A 19,244-nucleotide genomic window follows, 5' to 3' on the forward strand; every position below is an offset into this window, starting at 1 on the left:
GCTTCCGGCGTCCGGCAACCACGCGGACGGCACCGAAGGATGATCTTTCGCACTGACACGGTGATGAGGGCGCCTACCTCACGGTCGTGGTCCCGGTCAGCCGCCGAGCGTTCCCGGCGCCGTCTGCTCGGCCCAGATGACCTTGCCGTCCTTGGTGTAGCGCGTGCCCCAGCGCTCGGCGAACTGGGCCACGAGGAACAGGCCCCGTCCGCCCTCGTCCGTGCTGGCCGCGTAGCGCAGATGCGGCGAGGTGCTGCTGTGGTCGGAGACCTCGCAGATGAGCGCACGGTCGCGGATCAGCCGCGCCTTGATCGGCCCGGTGGCGTGGCGCATGGCATTGGTGATCAGTTCGCTGCAGATCAGTTCCGTGGTGTACACGAGGTCCTCCAGCTCCCACTCCAGGAGCCGGGCGGAGACGGCCGCGCGTACGCGGCGAACGGCGGCGGGGTCGCTCTCCACGTCCCATTCGGCGACCTGCCCGGGCCCCAGCACCCGCGTACGGGCGACGAGCAGCGCGATGTCGTCGCTCTGGAGCTTCGGGAGCAGGGCGTCCAGCACCGCGTCGCAGGTCTCCTCGGGGGACTGGTCCGCGTGCGCCAGCGTCTCGCGGAGCAGCCGGAGCCCGGCGTCGACGTCCAGGTCGCGGCGCTCGACGAGGCCGTCGGTGAACAGGACCAGCATGCTGCCCTCGGACAGACGCAACTCGGTGGACTCGAAGGGCAGTCCGCCGATGCCGAGGGGAAGGCAGGACGGCACGTCCACGAATTCCACCGTCCCGTCGGGGTGTACGAGCGCGGGCGCGAGGTGGCCGGCGCCGGCGATGCAACAGGTGCCGGACACGGAGTCGTAGACCGCGTACAGGCAGGTGGCGCCGGTGACGGTGGTCCGGTCGCCGGCCGCTATCGCGTCCTTGTCGATAAGGGTGACCAACTCGTCGAGGTGGCTGAGGAGTTCGTCGGGCGGCAGGTCGAGGGGGGTGGAGAAGTTGTGCACGGCGGTGCGCAGCTGCCCCATGGTGGCCGCGGCGTGCAGTCCGTGCCCGACGATGTCGCCCATGACCAGCGCCACCCTGGCGCCCGGCAGCGGGATGACGTCGAACCAGTCGCCGCCGACCGCCTTTGCGGGGAGGTAACGGGACGCGACCTCCACGGCGTTCTGTTCGGGCAGCGTGTGGGGCAGCAGTCTCCGCTGTAGCGCCACGGCCAGGCCGTGCTCGCGGGTGTAGCGGCGTGCGTTGTCGAGGGACACGGCGGCCCGGGTGGCCAGTTCGGCCGCCAGGGAGAGATCGTCCTGATCGAAGGGCTCGGGCTTCTCGGAGCGCCAGAAGTGGACGACGCCCAGCAGCACGCCGCGGGCGGACAGCGGCGCCGTGATGAGCGAATGGATCCCGTAGTCGATGATGCGGGAGCCCCGCGCGGGGCTCACCTCCATCCATCGCGTGGCATCACGCAGACGAGGTACCAGGACCGCCTGCCCGCTCTCGGCGCTGTGGGCCTGTGGTGTGGACGGCCCGTAAGTGATCAGGTCGCCGACGGGGATGAAGGGAGCGTTGTCGCGGATGCCGTTGACGGCCGCGCGCCGCATCCGCTGACTGCCGGTGCCCGTGCCGTTTATCTCCGGTTCCGCGTCGCTCAGCACGGACTCGGCCAGGTCGACGGTGACGTAGTCGGCGAAGCGCGGAACCGCGACCTGCGTCAGCTCTTCGGCTGTGCGGGTCACATCGAGGGTGGTGCCGATGCCGCCGGTCGCGTCGTAGAGCAGCTTCAGCCGCCAGCGGACCAGTTCGACCCGCTGCGAGGCCTCACCGATCATCTCCATCACTTCTTCGGTGCCGAGCTCCTCCTCTCCGGCCACCGCGGCGACCGCGAGCCGCGCGGACGCGGTGCCCACCGAACCGGCGAGCTGGGCTTCCGCGTGCTGGACCAGCTCCGGCGGCGCTTCGGCCGCCAGTGAGTCGGGTCTCCTTCCGGGGTAGGAGCGCAACGCCCGCAGGGCGCCCTCCCGCCCGAGGAAGCGCTCCAGCAGGGTCTGTAGCTGACCGACCGTGGCACGGACCTGCCAGCGCCGCTCCCTGACAGGCTCTCCGAGGATGTCGACGAACTGTTCCGCCTGCGCCCGCTCGGCGGCGTCCGGTCGGTCCGCGAGGGAGACCGCGACATACCCGCCGAAGTTCAGCAGCGCACTCCAGAACATCGCATGGCTGATCGGGTCCATTCCCGCCAGGCCGAACAGCTGCCGTGGCCGGAGCAGCCCCAAGCCGAGAGGGCCCTCCCGCAGGAAGGAGGCGGACAGCAACCCGGCATCGGCGAAGGTCGGCAGCACGAGGGTGTACGCCCACACGGCGAACCCCGCCACCAGGCCGACCAGGACGCCCCGGCGGGTACCGCCTTTCCAGAACAGGCCGCCCAGGATGGCGGGCGCGAACTGTGCCACGGCCGCGAACGACACCAGGCCGATCGACACCAGTGCCGTCTGCTCGCCCGCAACCCGGAAGTACGCGTACCCGAGCAGCAGGACCAGCACGATGGTCGCCCGGCGGATGCCCAGCACCAGCCCGGCGAGGTTGTCCCGGTGCGTCACCCGGGACCCGCTGCGCAGCAGCAGCGGCATCACCAGTGAGTTCGACACCATGGTGCTGAGCGCGGTCGTCTCGACGATGACCATGCTGGTGGCCGCGCTGAGGCCGCCGATGAAGACGAGAAGTGCGAGTGCCTGCTGGCCTCCGGCCATCGGCAGGGTCAGCACATAGGTGTCGGCGTCCACGGCCCTTCCGAACCGCAGGAGCCCGCCGGCCGCGATGGGAAGGGCGAAGATGCTGATCGCGAGCAGATACAGCGGGAACAGCCACATCGCCCGTCTGAGGTGCCTCTCGTCGACGTTCTCGACGACGCTGATCTGCCACTGCCGGGGCAGCAGCACGATCGCCAGCATGGACAGCACCGTGAGCCAGACCCACGTGCCGTAGCCGGTCTGCTCGCGCAGCGTGAACAGCGTGGTGAGGCCGGCGCCCGCGGCCCGGGAGAACAGGTCGTGGAACCCTCCGAACATCCAGAAGACCACGAAGATCCCGGTCGAGAGGAACGCCACGAGCTTGACCACCGACTCGAACGCGATGGCGGCGACCATGCCCTCGTGGCGTTCGGTGGCGTCCAGATGGCGGGTGCCGAAGACGATGGTGAACGCGGCGAGCACCAGTGCCGCGTACAACCCGGTGTCCTGTAGCAGCGGGATATGGCTCAGCTTCGGGCTGGAGGTGACGGGGTATCGCCGAATGACCGCGAAGGTGATGGAGACCGCCTTTAGCTGCAACGAGATGTAGGGGACGACCCCCACCACGGCGATGACGGTCACCAGACAGCCCAGCGCGGTGCTCTTGCCGTAACGGGCGGAGACGAAGTCGGCCAGCGAGGTGATCCGGTGCCGGTGGCTTATCCGGATGATTCTGCGCAGCACCAGCCAGCCCAGCGCCAGCATGAGCGTCGGACCCAGGTAGATCGGCAGGAAGCCGACTCCGGCCCTGGCGGCCCAGCCCACGCTGCCGTAGTACGTCCACGAGGTGGCGTACACGCCGAAGGACAGTGCGTAGATCGTGGCGTTGTTGATGATGCTCCGACCAGAATCCGCCCGCCGGTCACCGTAGAAGGCCACAGCGAAGAGAAGACCGAGGTATCCGGCCGAAACCGCGGCGATGAACCAGGTCTGGAGCACGGCCTACCCCGATCTGCCGCCGATCACGGCGACCAGACCGATCACGACCGCCCAGACGAGAAACAGGTAAGCCGCGAGAACGGGAACGCCGAAGACCAGGCCCATGCGGTCGAACCGCGCCAGGAACGGCGGGACCATCAGCACGAACCCCAACGCCGCCACGGCGGCCAGGCGCAGACCGAGCTGTTCGTCGTCTCGCGACTCCGCCATGAGCCGCCTCCACATCCTCGATGCCGCGAGGTGCGACATGTGCCCGCATGCGACCGATGCCGGACCGCGGCGTCGATCGGCGCCGTACTGACGCGCGCTGTGCTCAGTTCAACACGGCACCGAGAGGCCCGCTACCGCAGATTCCGGGGCCTGCGCGAGGCACCTGACCGGGCGATATCCGAAGAGGGCGGGGGAGCGGACCGGACCGGGCGGTGAGGGTCGCGGCCCGGGCGCCGTCGCGTTTCCTTCGACGGCGCCCAGCACCCTGCCGGCGTCCCCGCGTCACTCGACGGAGGTCAGGCAGCGCTCCTCGAACTCGCGGTACGTGGCGACGTCTGCCGTCCTGGAGCTCAGGACGGTGCCGAGCCAGCCCAGCAGGAACCCGACCGGGATGGCGACGATGCCCGGGTTCTGCAGGGGGAACCAGGCGAAGTCCGCCGAGGGCAGCAGTGACGTCGGTGTGGAGGAGACGAGCGGGCTGAAGGCGACCAGCAGCACGGAGCAGCCGAGGCCGCCGTAGAGACCGAGGAGCGCGCCGCCCGCGGTGAAGCGGGGCCAGAACAGCGTGTACACGATGGTCGGCACGAGGGACGAGGCGGCGATGGCGAAGGCGAGGAAGGCGAGTGAGGCCGCGTTCCAGTCCCAGGCCAGCAGGGCGATGAAGATTCCCAGCACGCCGACCGCGCCGGCCGACAGGCGCGCCACGGCGACCTCCTGACGGTCCTCCGCCCGGCCCTTGCGGATGCCGTGCGCGTACACGTCGTGGGCCAGTGCCGAGGCCGCCGCCAGTGTGACGCCGGCGGCCACGGAGAGGATCGTGGCGAAGACGAGGCAGGAGAAGGCCGCCACCAGCAGGGTTCCCCCCATCGACTGAGCGAGCAGGAGCACCGCGGAGTTGCCGGTGGAGTCAGCGGCCCTGACGGTGTCGGTGCCGACGACCGCGGCCGCGCCCAGGCCCAGGATGCCGAGCGCCAGGCACACGGCGCCCACCAGGCCGACCGTCCACAGCACCGCCGTGCGCAACTGGCGTGCGGTGCCCGGTGACAGCAGGCGCATGACGATGTGCGGGAGCCCTCCGACGCCCAGGGCCATGGACAGCGCGAGACTCAGGAAGTCCAGCTTGCTGGTGGTGCTGACCCCGAACCGCAGGCCGGGCCGAAGATAGGCGTCCCCGTGACCGCTGTTCGCGGCGGCCGCGCCGAGCAGGTCGTCGCCGCTCCAGGAGAAGCGCCTCAGCACCAGGACGACGGCCACCAGGGTCACGACCACCAGCAGCGCGGTCTTGGCCACCTGGATGAACGTGGTGCTGGGCATCCCGCCGACCGCGACGTAGAAGACCACGAGGCAGCCGACGATGATCACGCACAGGGCACGCGCGGCGCCACCGGGCATCCCGGTGAACTGGGTCAGCAGAGCCACGCTCGCCGACAGCTGGGCCACCAGATAGAGGACGGACACGACGAGGGCGCAGACCCCGATGGCGAGCCGGACCGGCCGCTGCCGGTCCCGCATCCGCAGGGCGACGGTGTCGCCGAGGGTGAACAGGCCGGTGTTGCGCAGCGGTTCGGCGATCAGCAGCAGCACCGTGATCCAGCCGATGGCGGTGCCCACCAGGTACAGCAGGCCGTCGTAGCCGGTCAGGCAGACCAGGCCGGTACTGCCCAGCAGCGTCGCGGCCGAGAGGTAGTCACCGCACATCGCCATGCCGTACCGCAGCGGTGACAGCGTGCGGCTGCCGAGGTAGAACTCGTTGACCTCGTCGCGGTGGGGACTGTTGACGATGGCCGTGAACATGGTGACGACGAGGAAGACGAGGAACAGGACCAGCGGCAGCCCTACCTGGTTGAGGGGGATGACGCCCCAGGCGGTGGTCACCGCTCACCCCTTCCGGCGCCGGTACGGTCGCGGTGCGCGCGGAGTCTGCCGGCGAGCGGGTCGAACCGGGCGCGCATGTGCCGGTCGTAGCGCCACGCGGTGAAGAACAGCGCGGCGAACAGCGCAAGACCCGACGTCAGTCCGAAGGTGAGATGTCCCCACAGCGCGGCGGCCATCAGCCCCGGCGCGAATCCGGACAGCAGGATGACGAGCAGATAGCCGCCCACGACGGTGACCGACGCCCGCGTCCCGAAGGCGAGGCGCAGGCGGCGCAGTTCGCGCAGGTCCGCGGGCGGCGGCCCGTAGGGGGCCGCCGTCGCCGGGGCGTCGCCCGTTTCGTGGTGCGCGGGGGGCCGGGGGACCGGGTTCACCGCGTCACCGCCGCCAGGGCCGAGCTCATCCGGTCGGAGACCTCCCGCACCGTACCCGCCGCGTCCACGGGGAACAGCAGTTCCCGGGCCGCGTACCACCGCAGCAGCGGGACCGTCTGCTCCGCGTACAGCGCGAGGCGCCGCAGAACGGTCTCCTCGGTGTCGTCGGCGCGCCTGACGAGCGGGCCCGCGCACCCGTCGCACCTGTCGGGGACGCGGGGCGGGGAGAACACCGTGTGCACGGTCGTCCCGCACGCCGGGCACATGCGCCGGCCCGTCAGCCGCTGCACGATCTCGTCGTCCGGCAGGTCGAGGGCGAGCACCGCGTCGATCACGGTCCCGTCCTTTCCCAGGGTCTCCTCCAGAAGCTCGGCCTGCCGTACGGTCCGGGGGAAGCCGTCGAGCAGGAAGCCGTCCGCCGCGTCGGGTTCGCGCAGGCGCCCCGTGACGATGGCCGCGGTGAGCTCGTCGGGCACCAGCTCACCGGCGTCCGTGTGCCGCTGGACCAGCTCACCGAGGGCGGTGCCGCGGCTGGTCTCCGCGCGGAACAGGTCCCCGCTGGAGATCGCCGGGACGGACAGAAGGCCGGCCAGGACACGGGCCTGGGTGCCCTTGCCCGCACCCGGAGGGCCGATCAGAACGATACGCATCTGTGTTCCTGTTCCGTGGTCAGTCTTCGGTGGGCGCGGCGGGGAGCTGGGCCTGGATCAGGTCCATGACGCCGGCATCGGTGAGGGTGGTGACGTCACCGAGCCGGCGGTTCTCCGCGACGTCCCGCAGGAGCCGGCGCATGATCTTGCCCGAGCGGGTCTTCGGCAGCTCGGCCACCGGCAGGATCCGCTTGGGCTTGGCGATCGGGCCGAGCGTGGCGCCCACGTGGTCGCGCAGCTCGCCGACGAGCCCCTCGTCCTGCGAGGCCGAACCGCGCAGGATGACGAAGGCGACGATGGCCTGGCCGGTCGTCTCGTCCTTGGCGCCCACGACGGCCGCCTCCGCCACCGCCGGATGCGACACCAGCGCCGACTCCACCTCCGTGGTGGAGATGTTGTGTCCGGAGACCACCATCACGTCGTCGACCCGGCCCAGCAGCCAGATGTCGCCGTCCTCGTCCCGCTTCGCGCCGTCCCCGGCGAAGTAGCGGCCCTTGAAGCGGGACCAGTAGGTGTCGATGAACCGCTGGTCGTCGCCCCAGATGGTGCGGAGCATGGAGGGCCAGGGCTCGGTGAGCACCAGGTAGCCGCCGGATCCGTTCGGGACCTCCGCCGCCTCGTCGTCGACGACGGTCGCGGCGATGCCGGGCAGCGGGGTCTGTGCGGAGCCCGGTTTGGTCTCCGTCACACCGGGCAGCGGGGAGATCATCATCGCGCCGGTCTCGGTCTGCCACCAGGTGTCCACGATCGGGCAGCGGCCACCGCCGATGTGCTCGCGGTACCACACCCACGCCTCCGGGTTGATCGGCTCGCCGCAGCTGCCCAGCACCCGCAGGGACGACAGGTCGAACTTGGCGGGGATCTCCTCGCCCCACTTCATGAACGTGCGGATCGCGGTGGGCGCCGTGTACAGGAGAGTCACTCCGTACTTCTGCACGATCTCCCAGAAGCGGCCCTGGTGCGGGGTGTCCGGTGTGCCCTCGTACAGCACCTGCGTCGCGCCGTTGGCCAGCGGACCGTACACGATGTAGGAGTGCCCGGTGACCCAGCCGATGTCCGCGGTGCACCAGTAGACGTCGGTCTCCGGCTTGAGGTCGAAGACCGCGTGGTGGGTGTACGCGACCTGGGTGAGGTAGCCGCCGGAGGTGTGCAGGATGCCCTTCGGCTTACCGGTCGTGCCGGAGGTGTAGAGGATGAACAGCGGGTTCTCCGCCCCGAACGCCTCCGGGGTGTGCTCGGCGGGCTGCCGGTCCACCAGTTCGTGCCACCACACGTCCCGGTCCCCGGTCCACGGCACGTCCTGCCCGGTGCGGCGGACGACGAGCACCTTCTCGACGCCGGCGGTGCGGCCGAGCGCCTCGTCCACGGCGGGCTTGAGCGCGGTCGGCCTGCCCCGGCGCCAGCCGCCGTCGGCGGTGATGACGACCTTGGCGTCGGCGTCCTCGATCCGGGTGGCGATGGCGTCGGCGGAGAAGCCGCCGAAGACGACCGAGTGCGCGGCGCCGATGCGGGCACAGGCCAGCATCGCGACGACCGCCTCGGGGATCATCGGCAGATAGACGGCGACCCGGTCGCCCGCGCCGACGCCCAGCTCGGTGAGGGCGTTGGCCGCCTTGGAGACCTCGTCCTTCAGCTCCGCATAGGTGATCGAGCGGCTGTCGCCGGGCTCGCCCTCGAAGTGGATGGCGACGCGGTCGCCGAGGCCCGCCTCGACATGCCGGTCCACGCAGTTGTACGCGACGTTCAGCCTGCCGTCCTCGAACCACCTGGCGAAGGGCGGGTTCGACCAGTCCAGTGTCTGGGTCGGCTCCTCGGCCCAGGTCAGCCGGCGGGCCTGGGCCGCCCAGAAGCCGAGCCGGTCGGCTTCGGCCTGTGCGTACGCCTCCGCACCGGCGTTGGCGTGCGCGGCCAGGCCGGCGGGCGGCGCGAACCGCCGCTCCTCCTTCAGCAGGCTGGCCAGGCTCTCGTTGCTCATGGGGACTCCCTCGTGCTCGGTCGGTCGGTCGGCAGGTGGCGGATCAGGCCTGGAACGGCCACGTCGGCAGGGACCGGTTCTTCCAGGTGGCGTTGGCCACCCCGGCGAACGAGCCGTACCAGGCGAGCAGCGCGGTGAGCAGGCCCGCCCAGCCGCCCGCGTGGCTCAGCTCCGCGCGCTGTCCCAGCTCTCCGGCGGTGAGCAGCACGAAGGTCACCGACAGCACCGCGAACACGGCGAGCAGCAGACCGCTGATCCGGGTGGTGACGACCGCCATGTAGACCGTGAAGATCGTCCAGGCGAGCAGGAACAGGCCGGTCGCCTGGTAGGCGTGGGCCGCCGGCAGCTTCGGGGCGACGAACTGGACGTAGGCCGCGAACGACAGCCAGAAGGAGCCGTACGAGGTGAACGCCAGCGCGCCGAAGGTGTTGTTCTTGCGGAACTCCCACATGCCGGCGAGGACTTGGGCGATGCCGCCGTACCACAGCGCGAGCGGCAGCACCACGGCCTCCAGCGAGGCGTCCTTGATCAGTCCGGCGTTGAAGACGGAGAGCACGAAGGTGGTGAGGGCGAACGCCGCCAGACCCAGGGGTCCGGGATCGGCGATCTGCGGGCGCGGCGCCTCAGGCGCGGCCGGGGTCTGCTCCTGGGGAGCGGCGGGCAGCTCGTCGGTGACGGGCGTCTGGGTCTGGGTCATGGCGCGGTCCTTGGGTCGGGGTGCCTGCTCGGCACGTCCTGCGACGGAGGGGGGCGCCGTCTGCGGGCGCGCACGGTGGCAGACGGCGTGGTGTGCGGTGTGGGCGGCGGGTCGGCTCGGGGTCGGGGCCGTGCGGTCGCGCGCCCGTGGGCGCAGCCCGCGGGACGTCCGGCTGCCGCTCCCGGTCCGGGAGCGCGGCTTGGCGGCCGGGCGGTTCCGTGGTTTTCCCGCTCTGGCCGGTTACTGTGCTGCACCCGCGCCACGACGGGGAGCCCCGGTACGGGACTTGTCGGTCAGTGGCGTCCGTCGCGCGACGGACGGACGGGGGTACGGGACGAACGGTCGTCCGCTGCCGCTGAGCGGCCGGCGGTGCCCACGTCCAGCGCCTCCGGCATATGCAGGCGGGCGAGCATCATGGAGGTTCCTGCGGGCACCCTGCCGGGCGTGGCCAGCGACACGCCCACCATGGTCAGGAACGCCGCCGGCACACTCCAGGCCGCGGGCTCGGCGAGGAGGATGCCGGCCCAGCCCGGCCCGCCCGCGCCCAGCAGGGTGAGCGTCAGCGCGGACACCGACAGCCCGCCGCCGACGAGCATCCCGGCGACGGCTCCGGACGGGGTCAGCCGCCGCCACCAGATGCCGAGCACCAGCAGCGGACAGAACGTGGAGGCGGCCACCGAGAAGATCAGCCCGACCTCGTGGGCCACGGACACACCGCTCTCCGACAGCAGCAGCGCGATGGCGCAGGGGGCGAGCACGGCCAGCGCGGAGGCCCGGCGGAAGCCGCGCACGTCGCCGCCGAGGAGGTCCTGGGAGAGCACGGCGGCCACCGACAGGGCCAGCCCCGAGCAGGTCGAGAGGAAGGCGGCGAAGGCGCCGGCGACCACCAGCGCCGTCAGCAGCTGGCCCGTGGCGCCCGGCACCAGCCGTCCGGGCAGCAGCAGGACCACGGCATCCGCCCGGTCGGCCGCGGCCAGGCCGGGCGTGTAGAGCCGCCCGAGCCCGCCGTAGATCTCGGGGAGCAGGTAGAACACGCCCAGCAGACCGAGGACGCCCACGGTCGTGCGGCGGGCCGCGCGGCCGTCGGGGTTGGTGTAGAAGCGGGCGATGACGTGCGGCAGGCCCATCGCCCCGAGGAAGGTGGCCACCATCAGCGAGTACACGCCGTAGAGCGCCTGGCCGCCGCCTTGGTCCGCCGCTGTGCGGGCGGCCGGCGCGGGGGTTGCGGGCGGGCTGCCGGACGGGTGCCAGGCGCCCTGCCAGACGAGCAGCAGGACGATCGCCGGGACGGCGAGCGCGGCCAGTTTCAGCCAGAACTGGACGGCCTGGACGAGCGTGACGCTGCGCATGCCCCCGGCGATCACGCTCACCAGCACCACCGCCGTCACCAGCACGGCTCCCGACCAGGCCGGCGCTCCGAGGGCCGCGTGCAGGGCCAGTCCCGCGGCCTGCAGCTGCGGCACCTGGTAGAGCCACCCGATCAGCACCACGAAAGCGGTGGCCGTCCGCCGCACCGCCTGCGAGCCCAGGCGTGCCTCGGCGAAGTCGGAGACGGTGTAGGCCCCCGACCTGCGCAGCGGCGCGGCCACCAGGACGAGCAGCACCAGGTAGCCGGCCGTGTATCCGATGCCGTACCAGAGCATCGTGCTTCCGTACGCCACCAGCAGTCCGGCGATCCCCAGGTAGGAGGCGGCCGAGAGGTATTCGCCGCTGACGGCGGCCGCGTTGCGCAGCGGCGAGACCGTACGGGAGGCGACGTAGAAGTCCGGGGTGGAGCGCGACCTCAGGCCGTAGCCGCCGACGGCCACCGTCAGGACGACGACCAGCAGGACGGCGGTCAGGTTCTCCGCTGTGCTCATGAGCGGTGGACGTGTTCGACGAAGTCGCGTTCGTGCCGCTCGGCCCGGCGCATGTAGCAGAGCCCGGCGGTCACCAGCAGCACGTAGACCGGCAGCCCCAGGACCAGCCAGGGCAGGCCGACACCCCACAGCCGTACCCCGGACGGCACCCCCACGTGCCCGAGCAGCAGCAGCGGCAGACAGGCCAGCGGCAGGCAGACCGCGCCGCACACCAGCAGCGCCAGCCGGAGCTGGGTGCGCATCAGCGCCCTGACGTACACCTCGCCGAGCGGGGTCTGTTCGTGCACGTCGCGTACCGCGGCGTGCGGCCGGCCGGGCCGGGCGGCGCGGGTACGCGGATGGGTGACGGTCACGCGCCGGGCCGGCTCAGCCATCGGCGGTACCTCTTCCCCTTGGCGGGCCGGACGGGGGCAGCAGCAGTTCCCGCAGTCTGCGGCTGCTGCGGCGGCTGACCGGCAGGACGGCGCCGGCCACGCGGACCGACAGCCGTCCGGAGTCGGCCAGCAACTCCTCGATGTGACCGGTGGCGACGAGATGGCGGCGGTGCACCCGCACGAATCCGGCGTTCTGCCACTGGTCCGCCAGGCTGGACAGCGGCACCCGCAGCAGGCAGCTGCCGGACGCGAGGTGCAGACGCACGTAGTCGCCGCACGCCTCCACGTGCCGCACCTCCGAGCGCCGCACGAACCGTGTCACACCGGACAGCTCGACGGCGATCGTCTCGGCGTCGTTCTCCGCCGGCTGCTCGGCCGGGGTCGCGGGCGCGGCGGCGGGGGAGTCCGGGGCCGCGGGGGCCGGATCGGCCCGCCGCTCGGCTATGCGCCGGACGGTCTCGGCGAGCCGCCCGGCGCGCACGGGCTTGAGCAGGTAGTCCAGGGCGCCGACCTCGAAGGCGTGCACTGCGAAGTCGTCGTACGCGGTGACGAACACCACCGGCGGCGGGTCGGTGAAGCGAGACAGGACCCTGGCCACCTCCAGCCCGTCCAGGCCGGGCATGCGCATGTCGAGGAAGACCGCGTCCACCGGCCTGTTCTCCTGAAGCGCGCGGTCCAGTGCCAGCAGCGCGGCGGCGCCGTCCGGCGCGGAGTCCACGCGGCCGACGCCCGGATCCAGGCCGAGCAAATAGACGAGTTCCTCCAGAGCGTGCGGTTCGTCGTCGGCCACCAGAATGCTCAGCATGCGTGAGTGTGTACATTTCCCGCACAGCGGGTCAATCTCCCTGCGGCTGTGGGATGCGCCACATGCGTGACCGGGTGGCGCTCACCTGAGCGCTCAGACCCTTGAGTCCGGCCCTTCGCCGCCCCCCGCCGGGGCCGTCACCCCCGCCCGGTACTTGGGCACCCGGATCCGCACCTTGGTGCCCGCCCCGGGCGCGGTCTCCACCACCAGGCCGTACGCGTCCCCGTACACCTGCCGCAGCCTGGCGTCGACGTTCCCCAGCCCGACGCCTCCCGAACGGGTGGAAGGGGAGGCCCCGGCACCCCCCGCGGCCAGGATGCGCCGCAGCTCCTCGGGGTCCATGCCGACTCCGTCGTCCTCCACGGTGATGTGCGCCTCGGCCCCCGCGTCCCATGCGAGCACCGTGATCTTCCCGGGCCCGGTCCGGCCCTCGAAGCCGTGCCGGACGGCGTTCTCCACCAGCGGCTGCACGCACAGGAACGGCACCGCGACCGGCAGCACCTCCACGGCCGCCTGGACGTCGACGCGCAGCCGGTCACCGAAGCGCGCCTGCTCCAGGACCAGGTACTGGCCGATCGAGCGGAACTCCTCTGCCAGTGTGGTGAACTCGCCGTGGCGCCGGAAGGAGTAGCGCGTGAAGTCGGCGAAGTCCAGCAGCAGTTCGCGGGCCCGCTCCGGATCGGTGCGCACGAGCGAGGCGATCGCGGTCAGCGCGTTGCACGAGAAGTGCGGGGAGATCTGCGCGCGCAGCGCCCGCAGCTCGGCCTCCACCAGGCGGGTGCGGGAACGGTGCAGCTCCGCGAGTTCCAGCTGCCCGGACGTCCAGCGGGCCACCTCGCCGGCCGCGCGGACCAGGCCCGCCGACACTCCGGGCGCGTGCGCGATCAGCGTGCCCTCCACCCGGTCCTCCACCACCAGAGGCGCGACGACGGCCTCCCTGAGCTCGCAGCGCACCTGCCCGCACCACACCCGGTCGGCCCTCAGTACGGCGCTCCCGCCGCCTGCCAGCACGTCGGCGGCCAGGTCCACCGCCGCCGCGCCATGGTGCTTGCCGGCGCCGTCCCAGGCGAGGACGCGCTCGGTGTCGGTGATGGCCAGCACCGGGACGCCCAGCAGCTGCCGCAGATGCCGCGCGGCCGCGCCGGCCGACGCCTCGGTCAGGCCGCCGCGCAACGCCGGCGCCGCGAGGGACGTCCGGTGCAACGCCTCGAAGGCCGCCTGCCCGGCGCGCCCGTCGAAACCGACGTGCCGCCGCGGCCAGCGCCGGTGCCGGAATACGCCCTTCATGGCGGACACGGTAGCTGCCTGAAGAGCGGGCGGACGAGTCGCGCCGTACGGCGGTCCACAGATCGCGACCACTGCCCCGCCGCCCGGCGGAAGGGATCCGGGTTCATGGGCGTGCGGTGACGCGGTGTCAGTGGGCCGCGCTGCCCGAGACCCACTCGGTCCACGGCATGTTCCAGTCGCTGAGGCCGTTGTCCGGGGCCAGCGCGGTCTTGTCCGCGGAGTTCTTGACGATCACGACGTCACCGGTCATCGAGTTCTCGAAGAACCACGCGGCGGGCTGCCTGCCGTCGCCGCCGCCCTTGACGTCCTTCAGGCCCACGCAGCCGTGGCTGGTGTTGACCTTGCCGAAGACCGAGTCGGCGCCCCAGTAGTTGCCGTGGATGAACGTGCCCGAGTCGGTCAGGCGCATGGCGTGCGGTACGTCGTCGATGTCGTACGCGGGCTTGCCGCCGTCCTTCGTGAGGCCGACGCTCGCACCGTTCATGTGGATCTGCCGGAACTTCTCGGAGATGACCATCCGGCCGTTGTACGTCGGGTGCTCGGGGCTGCCGGACGAGATCGGGATGGTCTTGATCGTCTTGCCGTCCCGTACGACGGTCAGCTGCTTCGTCCTGGCGTCGACGGTGCTGATCTGGCTCCTGCCGATCTTGAACGTGACCGTCTTCCGGATGCCGTCGCGAGTGAGCCTGACGGTGACGGTGGAGCCGGACTTCCAGTAGTTCTCGGGGCGGAAGTCCAGGCGGTGGTCGTTGAACCAGTGACCGACGACCCGCTGGCCGCTGCTGGAGCTGACCTGGATCTCCGACGCCACGGCGGTCTTGTCGGTGATCGCCCTGCCGAAGCTGACCGTCACCGGCATGCCCACACCGACGGTCGAGCCGTCCGCGGGGGAGACGTGCCCGAGGAAGTCGTTGGCCGGGGAGACCGTGGTGATCGTGGCGTTCCCGGTGACGGCGCGGCCCTGGGCGTCCTCGGCCTCTGCGGCGACCTGGTATCTGGCAGCCCGCTGCAGGGAGCCGTTCGGCTTCCAGGACGTGCCGTCCGTGGACAGGGTGCCTGGGATCTCGGTACCGGTGGCGACGTCGGTCATGGTCACCTTGGTGAGCCTGCCGTTGCTGACGGCGGCTTCCACGGGGGCGTTGATCCCGACGCCGTAGGCACCTTGACCGGGCGTGATCCTTATTCGGGCGTCGGAGGTGTCCGGGGCGCCCGCCTGGCCTGCCGGTGCCGGTGCCGGTGCCTGTGCCTGCGATGTCGGCTGGTTCCCGGTGTTGCTGCCGCCGGCGGCAGCGTTGCTGGTACCGCCGAGGGCCGTGAGTGAGAGTATGCCGCCGAGCAGGCCGGCCGTGGCCATCAGCCCTGTGCTTCGCTTACGTACCGTGATCAAACGCTTCTCCCGTGCCGTTGTCGTCGTACCCCCCGGAGCTGGTTACCGCAGGAGTGCAACCGGCTTCAAAGAACATATTTACGCATTCATCCATCCCGAAGTGGGCTAATTGTGTCGAAGTCCACGTGGGGAGGGCGTCACCGGGGAGCTGCCCGGCGGCCGGACGGTGCGTAGCCGATCTGCGGCGGAGACGCGCGAACGGCGGGCTCGTCAGCGGCGGCTCGGACACCCCGCCCACCCGACCCGGACGCCCGGCGGCGTTTCGCCCCACCTGGTCATGGCCTCACCTGTCGGAGATCTCGGAGAGCCATGCCGTGTCCTCCGGGCCGGGCGCTTCGGCGCCGGGCGGGGGGAGTCGGCGGATCTCGCCCGTGCGCAGGGCGATCGTGGCCCGTGGCCGCATCGGCCCGTCACCCCTGCGCGAGAGCAGGACGAGTTCCCAGACTGTCGCCGTCATGGCGTCGAGCCGGGCGGCGCAGTCGGCGCTGACGCGCCGCGGATCCCGGGTCCGGCCCAGGGACAGATGCGGGGTGAAGTTCTTGGCGGGCCCATGACAGTGCGGAAACCGCTGCCGCAGTGCGCGGTGCAGGTCCGCCCACGGTGCCCTGCCGGCCGCCGCGGGGTCGAGCCACACGGTGGAGTACGCCCGGTGCCGGAAGGTCCGCACCCCGTCCAGCCGGGCGGTGAAGACCGGCGCCTCAGCCGTCGCCGCGGCGAGCGGCGAGGCGGCCCGCCCGAAGTCGGACTCCGGCACGAAGGGGAAGAGCACATTGACGTGCGGCGGCCAGCGGTGGATCTGCGGATCGTAGTCCCGGCGGATGTCCTGGACCGGCGGCCACAGCTCCGCGGGCGGGATCCAGGCCACCGCTGTGCGGGCCGTCGGGGGCAGGCCGAGGACGCCGACGGGCGCTCCCCGGCCGAAGCCCGGGTCCGCCTGCGGGTTCCGCACCCGGCCGGCGCCCGACACGTCGACGCGGTCCACCCCTGTCGCCCGGTCCCAGACCACCTCCCCGTCCGCCTCGATGAACACCACCCGGTGCCACGGGACGTCGCCCCCGGGCACGAAGGAGGGCAGCGCGATGCGTTTCAGGGCACCCCCACGCCGGCTGATCCCCAGCACGAACCGGGCCGGGTCGAACCGCGGGTCCCAGCGGACCTGGTGATAGATCTCGTCGCTGGTTCGCATCACGCCTCCTCTCCCGCCGCCGCGCCTCCTCCTCCAGGGTGCCCGCGTCCTGTCCTCGGCGGCCGCCCGGCGGCAGCCGGCTGAACCGGAGGAAGGAGAGCCCGCTCGACACGGCGGGGTGGCGCGGGCGCGACGGCACGCGCGGCCGGCCTGGCACGCCCACTCGGTGGCCAAGATCAGTTCGCGCGAACCCGCACGTCACAGGCCATGGACGGGCCTCTGTGCCGCGTGCCGCGTGCCGCGTGGCCGGCACCGGATGAGGCACTCGGCAGACGCGAGGTCAGGACTTCCAGCGGACCGGCAGCTGACGTGGGCCGCGGATGAGCATGCCGTGGCGCCACGTCAGGGCGGCCGGGTGGGCGTCCAGGGCGAGGTCGGGGCAGCGCTCCAGCAGGGCACGGATCGCGATCCGAGCCTCCATGCGGGCGAGCGGCGCTCCGAGGCAGTAGTGGATGCCGTGGCCGAAGGCGACGTGACCGCCCGCGGGCCGCCGGACGTCGAAGCGGCCCGGGTCGGGGAAGCGGGCCGGGTCGTGGTTCGCGTCCGCCAGAGCCACGAGGACCAGTTCACCACCGCCGGGGATGTCCGTGGTGCCGATCTCGACCGGCTCGGTGGTGAACCTGAACGTCGGCGTCTCCACCGGCCCGTCGTAGCGCAGCATCTCCTCCACCGCGTTGTCCATCAGCGTCATGTCCTCGCGAAGCGCGGCGAGTTGGTCGGGATGGGTCAGCAGCGCCAACACGCCGTTGGAGATCAGATTGACGGTGGTCTCATGCCCCGCGACCAGCAGCAGCCAGGCGGTGCCGCGCAGTTCGTCCGGAGAGAGCCGGTCGCCGTTCTCGTCGGTGGTCCGGATCAGTGCGCTCATCAGGTCCTGACCCGGTGCCAGGCGCTTGCGCTCCAGTAACTCGGCGAGATAGGCGGACACCTCAGCCGTCGCCGCCAGCCGCGCGTCGGGGTCCGGGTCGGTGAGTATCGTGCCGGTCCAGGCGCGGAACGCGGCCCTGTCCAGCATCGGGACGCCGAGCAGCTCGCAGATCACCGAGATGGGCAGCGGGAACGAGAGTGCCTCGACCAGATCGGCCCGCCCTTCCGGAAGCGCCGTCATCGCGTCGAGCAACTCGTCGGTGATCTGCCGCACGCGTGGGGCGAGCTGCTCGATCCGGCGCGGAGTGAACTCGCGGACGACCAGCTTGCGCAGCCGCTCGTGGTCCGGCGGGTCGGAGTTGAGCATGTGCGGCCCCGCCGACGGACTGGGGAGCGGAAAGGAGGGCGAGGCGTTCTTCCATTGCTTGGACAACCGCGGATCCACGAGCGCGGCCCGGCCGGCCTCGTACCCGACGACCAGCCAGGCCTCCGTACCCTCCGGGATCCGTACCCTGTGCACGGGGCCGCGCTCCCGCAGCGCCGCGTAGACCGGATACGGATCGCGGACGAAGTCCTCGCCCATCGCGACCAGATCGATCACCTCGGCTGACATGGCCCCCCCGTCTCCTGGTTCGCTTCGACGCTAGCAGCGGGCGACGCTTCGGCGAAGGACGCATCCAGCCGCACCGGGCGGGAGAGGATCGGTACGACGCGCACGGCCAAGAGGAGCCCGCCGACCGCGACGAGCCCGGCGGCCCGGTCCCGCGACGCCGGATCGACGCGCTCCCCGCCACCCTGACGAGTGGTCCGTCAAGGGCGCTCCGCGCTCCACGTCCTCGCCGTGCCGTCAGGACGGCTTGTGCCGCCGCCTGAGGGGCTCTCCCACCCGGTGCAGGTGCGTGAGGGCCTCCCGGTACGACCTCAGCAGCCCGGTCTCGTGGTACGGCACGCCGATCTCCGCGCAGTACTCCCGCACGATCACCCGGGCCCGCCGCAGATGAGGCGTGGGCATGCTCGGGAACAGGTGGTGTTCGATCTGGTAGTTGAGGCCGCCCAGCATCACGTCGGTGAACCGACCGCCCCTCACGTTGCGGGAGGTGAGCACCTGGCGCCGCAGGAAGTCGGGTCGCTCGTCACCGGTGATGGTGGGCATGCCCTTGTGGTTCGGGGCGAACGTACAGCCGAGATAGACACCGAAGAGACACTGGTGCACGGCGAGGAACGCGACGGCCCTGCCCGGAGAGAGCACCAGGAACAGCGCGGACAGGTAGGCCGCCAGGTGCAGGAGGAGCAGCGCCCCCTCCAGCGCCCGGTTCTTCATGGACGGCGAACGCAGCGCCCGCAGGCTCGACACATGCAGGTTGAAACCCTCCAGCGTCAGCAGGGGGAAGAACAGGAACGCCTGGTGGCCGCCGATGACCCGGCCCAGGCCGCGCTTGCCGCGTGCCTGGTCGGTGGACCACACCAGGATGTCCGGAGCGACGTCGGGGTCGAGTTCCTCGTGGTTGGGATTGGCGTGGTGCCGGGTGTGCTTGTTCATCCACCACCCGTAGCTCATGCCGATGGCGAGGTTGCCGAAGAGACGGCCCCACGCCTCGCTCGGGCGGCGCCGGCGGAAGACCTGCCGGTGCGCCAGATCGTGTGCCACGAGCGCCACTTGGCCGAAGACAAAGGCCATGGCGGCGGCGACAGCCAGTTGCCACCAGGTGTCGCCGAGCGCGAAGAAGGCCGTCCCGCCACCGAGCAGAGCCGTGATCACCAGGCCGAGCCGCACCGTGTAGTAGCCCGGGCGCCGGTCCAGCAGGCCTGCCTCGCCGATGCGTCGGGAGAGTCTGGCGAAGTCGCTGCCGGGACCGGAGGGCCGCGCAGGGGCGGCGGGCGTCGCGGCCGTGACGGGAGCGTCGATGGAGAACGTCATACCGCCGAGTCTGGGCATGGCCGCACCGCGCCGACAGCGGGCCAGCCACCGGATCCGTGGGGGGACTGCCTCCGG

General features: G+C 71.6%; 14 protein-coding genes and 1 pseudogene. All 15 read right to left on the reverse strand.

The genetic code is table 11. From position 1 onward, the window contains the following. Positions 1-96 precede the first annotated feature (96 nt). Positions 97-3,708 (reverse strand): SpoIIE family protein phosphatase, encoded by a 3,612-nt coding sequence (locus AB0P24_RS04660; RefSeq protein ID WP_365790736.1) that lies wholly within the window; start codon positions 3,706-3,708, stop codon positions 97-99. A 3-nt stretch (positions 3,709-3,711) separates the two neighbouring features. After that, positions 3,712-3,918, reverse strand: a complete 207-nt coding sequence (locus AB0P24_RS04665; protein ID WP_365790737.1) for a hypothetical protein — start codon at positions 3,916-3,918, stop codon at positions 3,712-3,714. Positions 3,919-4,200: 282 nt separating this feature from the next. Continuing rightward, the gene (locus AB0P24_RS04670; protein WP_365790738.1) at positions 4,201-5,793 is read right to left on the reverse strand and encodes a cation acetate symporter; all 1,593 of its coding nucleotides are present in this window, start codon (positions 5,791-5,793) and stop codon (positions 4,201-4,203) included. After that, positions 5,790-6,164 carry a DUF485 domain-containing protein gene (locus AB0P24_RS04675; RefSeq protein WP_365790739.1) on the reverse strand — a complete coding sequence of 125 codons (375 nt, stop codon included), beginning with the start codon at positions 6,162-6,164 and terminating at the stop codon, positions 5,790-5,792. The genes AB0P24_RS04670 and AB0P24_RS04675 overlap by 4 nt, the downstream gene beginning before the upstream one ends. Next, on the reverse strand, positions 6,161-6,814 hold the full coding sequence (locus tag AB0P24_RS04680; protein ID WP_365790740.1) for an adenylate kinase: 654 nt from the start codon (positions 6,812-6,814) through the stop codon (positions 6,161-6,163). The genes AB0P24_RS04675 and AB0P24_RS04680 overlap by 4 nt, the downstream gene beginning before the upstream one ends. Before the next feature lie 19 nt (positions 6,815-6,833). Then, the gene (gene acs, locus AB0P24_RS04685; protein ID WP_365790741.1) at positions 6,834-8,789 is read right to left on the reverse strand and encodes an acetate--CoA ligase; all 1,956 of its coding nucleotides are present in this window, start codon (positions 8,787-8,789) and stop codon (positions 6,834-6,836) included. Between the two features lie 43 nt (positions 8,790-8,832). After that, the gene (locus tag AB0P24_RS04690) at positions 8,833-9,486 is read right to left on the reverse strand and encodes an acetate uptake transporter (RefSeq protein ID WP_365790742.1); all 654 of its coding nucleotides are present in this window, start codon (positions 9,484-9,486) and stop codon (positions 8,833-8,835) included. A gap of 293 nt (positions 9,487-9,779) precedes the next feature. Continuing rightward, positions 9,780-11,345: a cation acetate symporter gene (locus AB0P24_RS04695; protein ID WP_365790743.1), complete on the reverse strand. Its 1,566-nt coding sequence runs from the start codon at positions 11,343-11,345 to the stop codon at positions 9,780-9,782. After that, positions 11,342-11,719: a hypothetical protein gene (locus AB0P24_RS04700; RefSeq protein ID WP_365790744.1), complete on the reverse strand. Its 378-nt coding sequence runs from the start codon at positions 11,717-11,719 to the stop codon at positions 11,342-11,344. Before AB0P24_RS04700 ends, AB0P24_RS04695 begins: the two co-directional genes overlap by 4 nt. After that, a complete protein-coding gene (locus AB0P24_RS04705; RefSeq protein WP_365790745.1) occupies positions 11,712-12,524 on the reverse strand; it encodes a response regulator transcription factor in 813 nt (270 codons plus the stop codon). Before AB0P24_RS04705 ends, AB0P24_RS04700 begins: the two co-directional genes overlap by 8 nt. Before the next feature lie 93 nt (positions 12,525-12,617). Further along, positions 12,618-13,811: a histidine kinase gene (locus tag AB0P24_RS04710; protein ID WP_365790746.1), complete on the reverse strand. Its 1,194-nt coding sequence runs from the start codon at positions 13,809-13,811 to the stop codon at positions 12,618-12,620. A 127-nt stretch (positions 13,812-13,938) separates the two neighbouring features. Further along, positions 13,939-15,165: an Ig-like domain-containing protein gene (locus tag AB0P24_RS04715; RefSeq protein WP_365790747.1), complete on the reverse strand. Its 1,227-nt coding sequence runs from the start codon at positions 15,163-15,165 to the stop codon at positions 13,939-13,941. A gap of 394 nt (positions 15,166-15,559) precedes the next feature. Then, positions 15,560-16,384, reverse strand: a pseudogene (locus AB0P24_RS04720) (RNA repair domain-containing protein); the annotation flags it as partial. A 280-nt stretch (positions 16,385-16,664) separates the two neighbouring features. Further along, the gene (locus AB0P24_RS04725; protein WP_365790748.1) at positions 16,665-17,864 is read right to left on the reverse strand and encodes a cytochrome P450; all 1,200 of its coding nucleotides are present in this window, start codon (positions 17,862-17,864) and stop codon (positions 16,665-16,667) included. Positions 17,865-18,098: 234 nt separating this feature from the next. Beyond that, positions 18,099-19,169, reverse strand: a complete 1,071-nt coding sequence (locus AB0P24_RS04730) for an acyl-CoA desaturase (RefSeq protein ID WP_365790749.1) — start codon at positions 19,167-19,169, stop codon at positions 18,099-18,101. Positions 19,170-19,244 lie beyond the last annotated feature (75 nt).

The organism is Streptomyces sp. NPDC086519 (assembly GCF_040686075.1).
Classification (GTDB): Bacteria; Actinomycetota; Actinomycetes; order Streptomycetales; family Streptomycetaceae; genus Streptomyces; species Streptomyces shenzhenensis.

What these genes read in the sequence shown, in the direction of transcription:
- AB0P24_RS04705 (WP_365790745.1), bottom strand. Translation starts at nt 12,524, where the DNA reads ATGCTGAGCATTCTGGTGGCCGACGACGAACCGCACGCTCTGGAGGAA.
- AB0P24_RS04700 (WP_365790744.1), bottom strand. Translation starts at nt 11,719, where the DNA reads ATGGCTGAGCCGGCCCGGCGCGTGACCGTCACCCATCCGCGTACCCGC.
- AB0P24_RS04725 (WP_365790748.1), bottom strand. Translation starts at nt 17,864, where the DNA reads ATGTCAGCCGAGGTGATCGATCTGGTCGCGATGGGCGAGGACTTCGTC.
- AB0P24_RS04665 (WP_365790737.1), bottom strand. Translation starts at nt 3,918, where the DNA reads ATGGCGGAGTCGCGAGACGACGAACAGCTCGGTCTGCGCCTGGCCGCC.
- AB0P24_RS04680 (WP_365790740.1), bottom strand. Translation starts at nt 6,814, where the DNA reads ATGCGTATCGTTCTGATCGGCCCTCCGGGTGCGGGCAAGGGCACCCAG.
- AB0P24_RS04710 (WP_365790746.1), bottom strand. Translation starts at nt 13,811, where the DNA reads ATGAAGGGCGTATTCCGGCACCGGCGCTGGCCGCGGCGGCACGTCGGT.
- AB0P24_RS04690 (WP_365790742.1), bottom strand. Translation starts at nt 9,486, where the DNA reads ATGACCCAGACCCAGACGCCCGTCACCGACGAGCTGCCCGCCGCTCCC.
- acs (WP_365790741.1), bottom strand. Translation starts at nt 8,789, where the DNA reads ATGAGCAACGAGAGCCTGGCCAGCCTGCTGAAGGAGGAGCGGCGGTTC.
- AB0P24_RS04695 (WP_365790743.1), bottom strand. Translation starts at nt 11,345, where the DNA reads ATGAGCACAGCGGAGAACCTGACCGCCGTCCTGCTGGTCGTCGTCCTG.
- AB0P24_RS04715 (WP_365790747.1), bottom strand. Translation starts at nt 15,165, where the DNA reads ATGGCCACGGCCGGCCTGCTCGGCGGCATACTCTCACTCACGGCCCTC.
- AB0P24_RS04730 (WP_365790749.1), bottom strand. Translation starts at nt 19,169, where the DNA reads ATGACGTTCTCCATCGACGCTCCCGTCACGGCCGCGACGCCCGCCGCC.